At 48.5% G+C, this 11,342-nt stretch carries 5 protein-coding genes; 2 read left to right on the forward strand and 3 right to left on the reverse strand.

Annotated features, from left to right (window positions below; genetic code table 11):
* Window positions 1-772 precede the first annotated feature (772 nt).
* The gene (locus tag ACM0OZ_RS37485) at window positions 773-9,244 is read right to left on the reverse strand and encodes an SDR family NAD(P)-dependent oxidoreductase (RefSeq protein WP_414587921.1); all 8,472 of its coding nucleotides are present in this window, start codon (window positions 9,242-9,244) and stop codon (window positions 773-775) included.
* A 209-nt stretch (window positions 9,245-9,453) separates the two neighbouring features.
* On the opposite strand from ACM0OZ_RS37485, the gene ACM0OZ_RS37490 reads away from it, so the two are divergent.
* Together ACM0OZ_RS37490 and ACM0OZ_RS37495 are read left to right on the forward strand one after the other, a co-directional pair.
* The gene (locus tag ACM0OZ_RS37490) at window positions 9,454-9,603 is read left to right on the forward strand and encodes a hypothetical protein (RefSeq protein ID WP_414587922.1); all 150 of its coding nucleotides are present in this window, start codon (window positions 9,454-9,456) and stop codon (window positions 9,601-9,603) included.
* Window positions 9,604-9,646: 43 nt separating this feature from the next.
* Window positions 9,647-9,952, forward strand: coding sequence for a pentapeptide repeat-containing protein (locus ACM0OZ_RS37495; RefSeq protein WP_414587946.1), 306 nt, complete (start codon window positions 9,647-9,649; stop codon window positions 9,950-9,952).
* Window positions 9,953-10,135: 183 nt separating this feature from the next.
* Here ACM0OZ_RS37495 and ACM0OZ_RS37500 read toward each other — a convergent pair whose 3' ends face one another.
* Window positions 10,136-10,426 carry a nucleotidyltransferase family protein gene (locus ACM0OZ_RS37500; RefSeq protein ID WP_414587923.1) on the reverse strand — a complete coding sequence of 97 codons (291 nt, stop codon included), beginning with the start codon at window positions 10,424-10,426 and terminating at the stop codon, window positions 10,136-10,138.
* Window positions 10,427-10,624: 198 nt separating this feature from the next.
* A complete protein-coding gene (locus ACM0OZ_RS37505) occupies window positions 10,625-11,218 on the reverse strand; it encodes a MarC family protein (protein ID WP_414587924.1) in 594 nt (197 codons plus the stop codon).
* Window positions 11,219-11,342 lie beyond the last annotated feature (124 nt).

Below are 11,342 nucleotides of genomic sequence, written 5' to 3' on the forward strand. Positions count from 1 at the left end.
GCCATGGAGCATGTTCTACACCTGGCGTCCTAACCGCCCTGGCGCCTGCTATATTGAGCCACACCACCAAATAGAATTTGGTGGATTCTGGCTAGAAGTCGGGTATAACTTGTCGCCCAAGGAAAGTTTGCACAGGATAGCTATCTGGTTATACTTTTCTAGCTACAGGTTGAACCACTCCGAGGGTGAATCAGTCAGCCTGCTTTCGGACTCGCTTACTTGCTCGTGGTTTATGGTTATCGTTTCCATGCCAACCCTAGAACGGCTCCGTCCTTGACGTTTAAACGTCTACATGAAAACAACCCTGATTACTTGTCTAACCAATTAATAATTCCCAGCACTTTCAGCCGTGGACGTTAGACAAAAACAACGTGGTTTAAGCATTTGCTTCCTAACTCAAAAGAGCTATGTATTTGATCACCACTTATAGTATTTTCGCATGATTTGTACGTGTTTTTACTTGATTAACAAAATCTTTAACGTCACGGCAGTTAAAACTGCTCGTGTCAGATTTCCGCCACGATATAAATACCAATTAAGAGTCAATTCCCTTAATTCCTTGACTCTTAACTTTCGTGGCTACCATCTTCCCGCGTTATTTAGGTGTCCATTTAGGTTGGGTGTAGTCACCATTCTCAACAAGAGCCTCTGGCTCTAATATCTCGTTACCAGGTTCAACCTGGTAACGAGGGTTTGGAGGCTGAGCCTCGTCACTGTTGCAACTCTTGCAAGATCTCAGCTATGACTCTTTTTAGAAACAGTCTTTTGTCAACTACTTGACAAGTGAACTCAGAATTGGTGTGAGAACCTCAGATATTGCCTGCAAAAGCAGCTCTTGGTCGCTGTGCAGGAATAGGTGGTTGCCGCTTAACATTTGCAGCTTAAATGTGCTGCAAGTCTGTTCGCGCCAAGCCGAGAGATGCTCTTGGGTGATCACCTTGTCCTGCATCCCTCCGAACGCAGTAATCGGACAATCCAGTGGCGACTCCTGTGAGTAGATATAATTCTCATGCATCAAAATCCCTGCCTTTAAAGTCGGTTGCAACAACCGCATCAGCTCGGTATTTTGCTGAATTGATTGGGGTAAATCAATAAGATCTGCTTTTTTGAGCGCCTCCTCCTCAGAAATTTGAGCGATAGAAGAAAATGGATGGGGTAGTTGGGGAGCGTACCAAGCGCCAACGAACAAGTGAGTGGGAATTTTACTATTTTCGCGGCGCAGGTAACGGGCAAGTTCAAAGCACAGCAATGCTCCTAGACTGTGACCGTAGAAAGCGAATGGCTTGTCCAAATAAGGAAGCAGAACTCGTGCCAGGGTTTCCACAAGAGGATTTAGCTCGTCGAATGGCTGTTCGCCCAAACGGTCTGTTCCTCCAGGAAGCTGAAGGGCACAGATTTCTATATCTAGTGGCAAATCATCCGACCAGGTAAGGAATGCGGAGCTACTTCCCCCAAGGTACGGGAAGCAGAACAGGCGCAGGCGGGCATCCGGATTTGGTTTGGGGAAGACGAGCCAATCGGTTGCTGCTACCGTAACCTTGGAGTGGGATTGTGTCTGGATTGCTACGGTAGTAGAGCTGGCTGGGGCTAGTTGCTCAACTAACTCTTTTGCCAGTTGAGAAATACTCAGACCCCCCATGAGTTTCATTGTGGGCACGCTCACATCCAGAGCTTTCTCGAGTCGGTTGCTTAGCTCAACAGCCATTAAGGAGTCAAGTCCCAAATTGGTCAGGGGTTTTGAGCTGTCCAGCTTGGCGGCAGAAGTTCCCAATACCCGTGCAACTTGTTCAAGCAAGCGAGATTCCACCAACTGCTGGTGCTCTGTCGGTCTGGCAGCCATAAGGGCGTTGCCAAGCGTTTCTCTTTCGCTGTTGCGATCGCCTGCTTCTTCACAGACAGCTTCTTCCCCGACTAAATAAGAAAATCGCGGTGATGCGCCTGCTGCGTGAACCTGGCACCACCGCTGCCAGTTCATCGGTGCCACCATTGTCTGAACTGCCTCTACTCGGAAAAATTCTTCTAGCATAGACAGCGCTTGCAGCGACGGCAGCGATTTAGCTCCAACCCGCTGCAAATGTTCTCCTACTTCACCTTGGCGAGCAACAAAACCAACATCGGCAATGACTCCCCAGTTGATGGTCAGAGCTGGCAGTCCTCGAGTGCTGCGGTGGTGAGCCAGCGCATCAAGAAAAGCATTGGCAGCTGCATAATTCCCCTGCCCTGGATTCCCCACAGATGAAGAAAAAGAGGAGAAATTCACGAAGAAATCCAACGGTGTATTTAATGTCTGAGTGTGTAAGTTCCAGGCACCCATGACCTTGGGAGCCATCACTTTCACGAAGCGTTCCCCAGAAAGTTGCAGCATCACAGCATCGTCAAGAACCATTGCAGCGTGAATAATCCCTCGCAATGGTGGCATAGACTGTTCAATCTCAGTCAGAACATTAGCCACTTGAGTTGCATTGCTCACGTCTGCTTTGGCAACTATCACGTTTGCGCCTGCTGACTCTAGAGTTTTTACAGCTTCAGATGCGGCTGCTGAAGCGGCACCACTGCGTCCCATTAAGACTAAGTGTTTAGCACCGTTTTTGACCAACCACTGAGCCACTGCTAAACTAAACCCACCCAGTCCGCCAGTAATCAAGTAAGTTCCATGATTGTGAAATGTCACTTTCTCCTGTGCAGCGGGAGCCACCACCACATCTGGATCTTGCAAGGAGACTACTATCTTGCCGATGTGCTTTGCCTGTGCCATATACCGGAAGGCGGTTTGCACCTTGCTTATGGGGAAGACCCGATGGGGCAGTGGGTGAAGGGTTTGCTCCTCAAACTGTTTCATTACTTCCCCGAATAAAGACCGGACAAAATCAGGGCGATCATGCCACAGTTGGTCTAAGTCCACAGCAAAGAACGACAAGTTATTGCGAAAAGGTCGCAGACCCAATTTGCTGTTATTGTCGATATCCCGCTTGCCGATTTCAATAAAACGTCCGTATCTTCCTAGCACAGAGAGGCTCCTGGGAATCGCTTCTCCCGCCAAAGAGTTGAGGACGATATCCACACCTTTGCCGCCAGTGCTTTCCATTACTTCATCGGCAAACGCTAACGACCTAGAATCCATGACGTGATGCACGCCAAGCGATCGCAGAAATTCCCGTTTTTCCGGACTGCCTGCAGTGGCAAAAATCTCTGCGCCTGCTTTTTGAGCCAGTTGGATGGCGGCTAGACCCACACCTCCTGCTGCCGCATGAATGAGAATGCGTTCGCCCTTGCTGATTTGCGTCAGATAATGCAGGGCGTAGTAAACTGTGAGGAAAACGCCGGGAATTGTAGCCGCTTCTTCAAAACTAATATGTGTGGGCTTGCGTACCACAAAGCGGACGTCGGTGGTTGTATGCGTACTAAAACTGTGAGGGGCAAAGGCAATAACTTGATCGCCTATCTCAAACCCTTCAACCCCAGAGCCAATTGCAGTAATAATGCCAGCACACTCTAAGCCAAGCGAACTCTCGGTGAAATTCCCTTCTAAGTTAACATCAGCCAGCAAGTTCATTGCTTTAGCGACATCTCTGAAGTTGAGACCCGCCGCACAAACTTGGATCTCAACTTCTCCCAGCCCAGGTTTTGGGCGGGAGATCGCCCGCAGCATTAAATTGTCTAAAATTCCTGGTTTGGAGATTTCCAAACGGAACGGTTGAGAAGATGCTTGCTTTTTCTCAACTGTGGCAATATCTTTTAACGATATCGGCATTAACCGATGGACGTAGCGTGCTGCACCCCGCAAGGCGATTTCATCTTCTCCCTCATCTGACCATAACTCTGCAAAAAGGGACTGAATTTCTTCAGGGGCGATGGCGTTGCTAATATCCACTCTCGTACACTGAAGCTTAGGGAATTCATTGTTTATCACCCGACCCAAACCCCACAAAGGAGACTGAGCAACCTCAACTGACTTGACCGATTCTCCGACTGCCTGCGCTCCTTGGGTTACCAGTACAAGACGAGGAGAACTCCCCACTCGCTCCAACGCCTGAACCAGGTGCAAAACGCTTAGACAACTCAGTGGGAGCGACTCTTCCAAAGAAGCAACTGTGGTTTCTTCTGTTGGGGTGATGTCTAAACTCCAGAGGTGAACGACACTACGACAAGCTGGCAGACTGGTACTCACAACTTCCAGGAGTTTTTGCATATCTTCTGGATGTTCCGGGCGGATTTGGAACCGATGGGGATCGAGGCGCAAAAATGTATTTCCAGGCGAGATGAGAATGGGAATTTCTGAGCGTTTTTGCAGTCTTTCTGCTAACTGCTGCCCAACCCCAGAGCGATCAGTAAAAATCAGCCAGCTTTTTTGCTCTTTTGGTTTAGGAGTAAAGATTGACTCTCTTTGAGTTTCAAGCTGAACTTGAGGACCTCTCGCCAGAATCACGCTTTGCAAAGACTCAGAAGTGCTATCTGTATCCCAAATGCCAGTCGCTTCAACAAACCCGACATTAGCCAGCAAATCTCGCCATTTTTGTTCTGAAACTAGCGGATGTGACGGTCGTAAAGCCAGATCGGAAAATAGCCACCAGCCCTTGAGCAGTCCGAAGACCAGATCCATAAAGCGGGGGGCGTTTGTCACCTCTAGTAGAATTAGTAACCCGGACGTTGCTAGAAGCTGTTTGACATTCTCCAAGGTGGAGCGCAGATCGCGGGTGGCGTGCAGTACATCCGCTGCCAGAATCAAATCGAATGAATGAGCGTCAAATCCTTGGGAAACTGGGTCAGCTTCAATATCCAAAACCCGGTACTCAATGAAAGGATAATCGCTGAATTTCGACTGGGCAGAGGTGGTAAACTGTTGAGTAACGTCCGTGAACACATATTCCGTCCGCTTTGCTGGGAGTTTTGGCAGCACGTAAGATGTCATTGAGCCCGTCCCCGCACCAATTTCCAATATCCGCACTTTTCGTCCTGATGGTAAGCGCTCCAGTGCCGCTCGTATTGCCTTCTGCACTAGCAGGTTATAGATCCGACAAGTCGGAGCGTCTTGGTACAGATGCTCCGATATCGTCATCGAACCATCCGGGAAAATCAGTTGCAACGGATCAATAGAACCTTGCAACACTTGAGCCAATTTCTCACCACACCGTTCTAACAGCATCAGCTCTGCTTGATAGGCAGGAAATCGGGCCAAAAGTTCTTTCCAAGTTTCTTGTGGTTCTTTCAATTCTGGGAGATTGCAAACTTCCCACTGGTCATCTACTTGACGCAGCACGCCTTCTTCTTGCAGGATTTCCAACAACCGACCCAAAAGTTGCCGATGGTGAGACACTATGCCTAACTGCTGTGCAAGAGTTTCCGCGCTTACGCGTTGATGCAATTTCGGCTCCCACCCGAGTTGCATGAAAGCTTTGAGAATGTAAGCAGCACATAAAGCATCCGCTTGTGGCTTTACCTGCGAGTAGTACTGCTTCCTTCCTAATTGCACGCTCAATCGAGCTGCTTCAGATTGGAGATTCTGAGCGATTTGCATCGGAGAGGGCAGATAATCAGGGGTGGGGCGAACTAACTCTTGAGTGGGACGTGCCTTCATCTCCCATCGGTATTCGTAGAGGTAATCTGCTTTCTCTAAACTTTCCTGCTTGCTCTCCAGGGACTGGCAGACAAATCCGAGAATTTCTACCAATACATTTCCGGCATCATCGATTAGTTGAATATCTCCTTTGATACGGGTGGCGCTTTCCTCCACCAAACGGGCATAGCTCCACAATTGTAGCCCAGGACGATTATAAACCTTCACTCGGTCTATGTGTACTGGCAAGTAAGTTTTTTGAACAGAGACAGTGGCGATCGACACCTGGAAACAAGCGTCAAGGGTAGCTGGATGCAACTGATATTCCCCAACTTCTGTTTGTAAAGCATTACTGACCATGATTTGAGCCAACGCCTCACCTTCGCCACTCCAAAGCTGCTCGATACCTTGAAAACAAGGACCATATTCAAGTGCTATTTCCTGGAATTGGCGGTATAAATCGCTTTTAGAAATTTCGTTTTGGCACCGGCTCTTAATTTCATTGATCGCAACAAGCTTGGGGACAAAGCTATTTTGAACACGAGTTAGCTTGCCAGTCGCGTGTCGGATCCATTCTGATTGATCACCTTTGACATTGCTACCAATCTCAAAAGAATTCTGGTTTGGCTCTAGATTTAACTGAAGTGTTAGCGCACTACTTTCTGGTAACAAGAGTGCCTTTTGAAATTCAATTTCCTCTACAATATAAGCCCCCTCTTTGAAAATTTCCGATGCTGCAGCCAGAGCCATTTCCACATAAGCTGCTGCCGGATACACCACAGTTCCTTGAACGCGGTGGTCATCGAGATAAGGGAGGCGCTGCTTGTCAATGGACGCATCCCAAATCGGTTGAAGTGATTTCAAACGGCTTCCTAAAAGGGGGTGGACTTGTTGCCCCAACATAGTTCGCAGTTCGATTTTTCCTAGCCGAGATTGTAGGGATTCTTCGGACTCTTGCCAATAGCGCTCTCGCTGCCAGGGATAAGAGGGCAGCCGCACAAAACGGCCTTGTTGTGGATAAAACTCGTGCCAATTAACTGGGTATCCCAGGGTGTAAAGCTTGCCATATGACGAGAGCATCGTGGAACGTTCTGGTTCAAAGCGCCGCAGGGAAGGCAGCACTGTTCCTGAACTCTCAACTAATGCAAGACATTCGGAGATTGAATTAGCGAGAACTGGGTGAGCGCTTATTTCGAGGAAGGTGTTATAACCAGCTTCAATCAGTTCAGAGATTGCCGCTGCAAAAAGAACCGGCTCCCTCATGTTCAGCCCCCAGTAAGTGCCATCCAACTCTGAACCTTCTACCTGCTTGCTAGTAACGGTAGAGAACAGAGGAATTGTAGCCTTTTGAGGCTTGATTTCTTGCAGGGATTGTGCTAAGTCTGCCTTTAATGGCTCCATGAAGGGACTGTGATAAGGCACCTCAACTTGCAGGAACCGGCAGAAAATTTGTTTTTGTTCTAAAGATGTGGCAATTTCTGACAAGGCAGTGCTATCCCCAGCAAGGGTGACAGCGCTAGGGCTGTTAACAGCTGCAATAGAAACGCAACTCTCGTATTTTAATCCTGCTAATACACGCTCAGCCTCCTGTTGAGACAGCCCAACAGCTAGCATTTTCCCAAAGCCCGCTGCTCCAGCTTGAACACGGCTGCGGTGGAAAATAACCTGTACAGCATCTGACAAGCTCAGAACTCCAGCAACGTGGGCAGCTGCCACTTCGCCAACACTGTGACCCACGATGGCTTGGGGCGTAATGCCCCAGGAACGCCACAAGGCAGCTAGAGCCACTTGCACGGCAAAGATGGAACACTGAGCGATTTGGGTAGAATTAATGCGGGAAGTTTCTTCTGATGCTCTGAGTTCTTCCAATAATGACCAATCAGCATATTGCTGCAGCAATTCGTCGCACTGTTCGATGACTTCTCGGAATATGGGTTCTGACTCCAACAACTGACGCCCCATCGCCCACCATTGCGGTCCCATGCCAGAGAAAACGAAAGCCAGCTTGGGTTCAAAGTCTGGAACTAGGTGACCAGAAGACATACCTGGACGGTTTTCTCCCGCCAGAAATGCTTCCAGATTTTCTACCAGTTCTTCAAAGGAATCAACGACTAACGCCAACCGATGATCGTGATGACCTCGGCGCAGACTCGCAGTGTAGCAGATGTCCGATAATGAAACATCAGCGCTCTCTTCAAGAACAGTTAAAAAGTCACGGGTTTCTCGTGCAACAGCCACAAGTGCCTCTGGACTTTTTGCCGACAGGGGCAATACCAGAGGAAGAGAACCGCGCTCTGAATCGGCTATATCCGTTACAGCATCCGTTGCTAATCCTGACAAAAGAACGTGGGCATTCGTTCCCCCAAACCCGAAGGAATTCACGCCAGCTAGGGGCGGTTCTTTTAAGTTTGGCCACGATTGTAGGGTTTGGGCCACTCGCAACCCCAATTCCTCAAAGGGAATTTTGGGATTCGGCGTCTGGAAATGAAGATTTGGCGGAATCTGGCAGTGTTTTAAAGCTAGGGCTGTTTTGATTAAACCTGCAATACCTGATGCTGACTCCAAATGTCCGATGTTGGTCTTAACCGAGCCGATTATGCAATAGTCCCCTGGCGGGCGGTTGCTGCCCACTGTGGCTCCTAGAGCGTTGGCTTCAATTGGGTCTCCTACAGATGTTCCCGTCCCGTGAGCTTCGACATACTGTATTTGCTCTGGTTCCACTCCCGCAGAGTGGCAAGCTGAGCGCAGTGCCGCTGCTTGGGCTTTGTCGCTGGGAACAGTAATGCCATTGGTGTGACCGTCCTGGTTGACTGCAGTGCCTCGGATAACGGCATAAATGGGATCTTTATCTGCTATGGCTCTAGATAAAGGCTTCAAGACTACAATACCAGCACCTTCTGCCCGGACATAACCGTTGGCTCGTGCATCAAAGCTAAAGCAGCGACCATCAGGAGAGAGCATCGATGCCTTACTGAATCCGATGCTCGCTTCGGGTTTGAGGAGTGCATTCACACCTCCTGCCAAAGCCTGATTACAATCTCCATTCCAGATACTGCGACAGGCGAGGTGAACTGCAACCAGTGCACTGGAACAGGCGGTATCAACAGCCATACTCGGTCCTGTGAAGTTAAACACGTAGGAAATACGGTTGGCTGTGATACAGTTAACTCCGCCTAGATTTGTGTAAGCGTCAATCGAATTGCGATCGCTCAACTGGATGTCATTGTAATCGCTACCGCATATTCCAATAAACACCCCAGTGTTTGAGCCAGCAAGACCTTCCGGCACCTGCCCTCCATCTTCTAGCGCTTCTGTGGCTACCTCCAGCAGCAGCCGCTGCTGCGGGTCCATGCGTGAGGCTTCTCGCGGAGAAATCCCGAAAAATTGGGCGTCGAATTCGTCTATCTTCTCAATAAATCCGCCCCAACGAGTTCGTATTTTTCCCGGTTTTGCTGTATCCAGGTCATAAAAAGTATCTACATTCCAGCGGTCTGCTGGCACTTGTGTGATGGCATCCACACCTTCTTGCAGCAGTTTCCAGAAGGTTTCTGGACTATTGGCACCGCCTGGAAAGCGGCAGCCGATGCCGATAATGGCTATGGGTTCTGTTTCTTTACCACTGCCCGTATCTATTTTGGAGGGGATATCAATGTTAGTCTGTTGTTGAAAATGTTGCAGACTTTGAGTCATAAGACACTACTTACCTCTCAGTGGTTCTTATTAAGCTTTGTATCTTTAACTTTTACGTTAAATAAATTACATGTTTCAACAGTGTTTATCATAAATAGATGTAATTATAATTATCAGTACAAGGAAGACCACAAGTGGTCAATTCAGAAAAGTTGGAAGCGATTTTTTGACCGCTTCTATCGGATGAATAGTGTTAGCGTTCGCGAAGCGTGCGCCCTTGGCGCTCAGCTCCTCCGGAGGCTGGCTCTGGTAGCACTGGCGGTTCTGGATTAGGGTTGGCGATCGCCCAACCAATTGTTAAGGCACATTACGGCAGTTTAAACGCGCAAATCTCATCTGCGCAAACCTCAACCGTGTAAACCTCAAGAGCGCAAACTTTTTGGCACATAGTTCGACCGCGCAATCCTCGTCCGTGCAATCCTCAAGAGCGCAAACCTCATTAGCACAAAGCTCGTCCGCGCAATCCTCAGGGAAGCCAACCTCAGCGACACAGACCTTAGCAACGCAGACCTCCTGCGCGCAAACCTCACTGGCGCAAACCTCATTAACCCAGACCTCAGCCGCGCAAATCTCAGCGCCGCAAACCTTAGCCGCGCAAACCTCGAAAACATTTCTTGGGATGAAAATACAAAGTGGGAGGATGTGCAAGGGTTGGAGACAGCGCTTAATGTTCCAGAAGCCTTAAAGCAGCAGTTGGGGCTGGGGTAAGAGGAGGGAGATGGGGGAGATGAGGAGGATGAGGGAGATGGGGAGATGGGGGGAATTAATTTGTCTCCCTTTGTCCCCTTGTCTCCTCTCTTCCTTGGCGTTCTTGGCGTCTTGGCGGTTCGTTTTCTTCCCCGTCACCTAACGCGATCGCCTAAAATATCCTAAATACGAAGCCGCCAGTCTCTAGAGGGCACGAATCACATCCTTAAGAACGGGTTTTCTTAAATGTTCCCTCAAAGCATCCTGCGTTCCCATATCTACCGAACACCCCAAAACATCCTCTAAGTAGAGCCGTACCTTACTGAAATCAAACAGTCCTACTGCGCGCTCGAACTCTACCAAAAAGTCTACATCACTATTTGGACCTGCTTCATCCCGTGCCACCGAGCCAAACAAATCTAAAGACTTGACTCCCATTGCTTGCAACTGCTTCCGATGAGCTGCAACAATTGCCAAAACCTCATCGCGCTTCATTATTTTTTTCCCAAATACCTAAATCAGCATCTCCTGCTTGTAGGATAGCACTAGCTGCAATCAGGTTCAGTTCAGATGGTTTACAGCGCTAATAACCTATGTAGAGACGCCCCATGGCGCGTCTCTACACCCATGGAATTGTCACAAATAACCCTTAACTGAACTGTATTGGCATTGGCTGTATTCTGGCACTGTTCACTAAGCAAAAAACAACTCCTTGATCCCCGCACTGCCAATTTCCACCGCCAGTGCTGCTAGTAAAAAACCTAAAAGTTGGGTGATAATCACTTCTCCTTCTACACCGATCCACTTGTCGATACCGTTCGCTAAACGCAAAATCAACCAACTAGAGAACATTGCCCCTACAATACCCACGATGACGCTAACATGAGGGCTGGGAGATTCCGACATCAACAGCATGACCGATGTCAGAGTACCAGGTCCAGCTAGCAGTGGCAAGGCAAGTGGAGTAATTGCGACATCTCGCTCTTGATCAATAACAGGCGTATCTAATTCTCCCTGAAGCATTTGTAAGGCAATCAACAACAGCAGTAGTCCCCCTGCGACTCGCAAAGACCCCAAGCTGACGTCCAAGTAACGTAATATAAATTGACCACCAAAGGCAAAGAGTAAAAGCACTCCTATAGCTACTAATATCGCTTTATCTATAACTCTGTTTCTGCTTTCTGGTTCCATGCCCTTGGTGAGAACCAAAAGTATTGGTATGTTACCTACTGCATCCGCAAGAACAAAGACTGCAATAAAGGTTTTTACGAGAATCGAGATATCCACAGCAGATCATAAGTTATGAGTTGTTCTAAAAAATTACCTCAAATGAAGTTTAGTTTCCTATAACTTATAGCTGAAACTAAAAGCCACATGATGATATGAGTTATGATGGATGCTCGTCAAACCA

Origin of the sequence: Scytonema sp. PCC 10023 (assembly GCF_963920835.1) — a bacterium.
Lineage (GTDB): Bacteria > Cyanobacteriota > Cyanobacteriia > Cyanobacteriales > Nostocaceae > Kalymmatonema.

What these genes read in the sequence shown, in the direction of transcription:
- ACM0OZ_RS37485 (WP_414587921.1), bottom strand. Translation starts at nt 9,244, where the DNA reads ATGACTCAAAGTCTGCAACATTTTCAACAACAGACTAACATTGATATC.
- ACM0OZ_RS37500 (WP_414587923.1), bottom strand. Translation starts at nt 10,426, where the DNA reads ATGAAGCGCGATGAGGTTTTGGCAATTGTTGCAGCTCATCGGAAGCAG.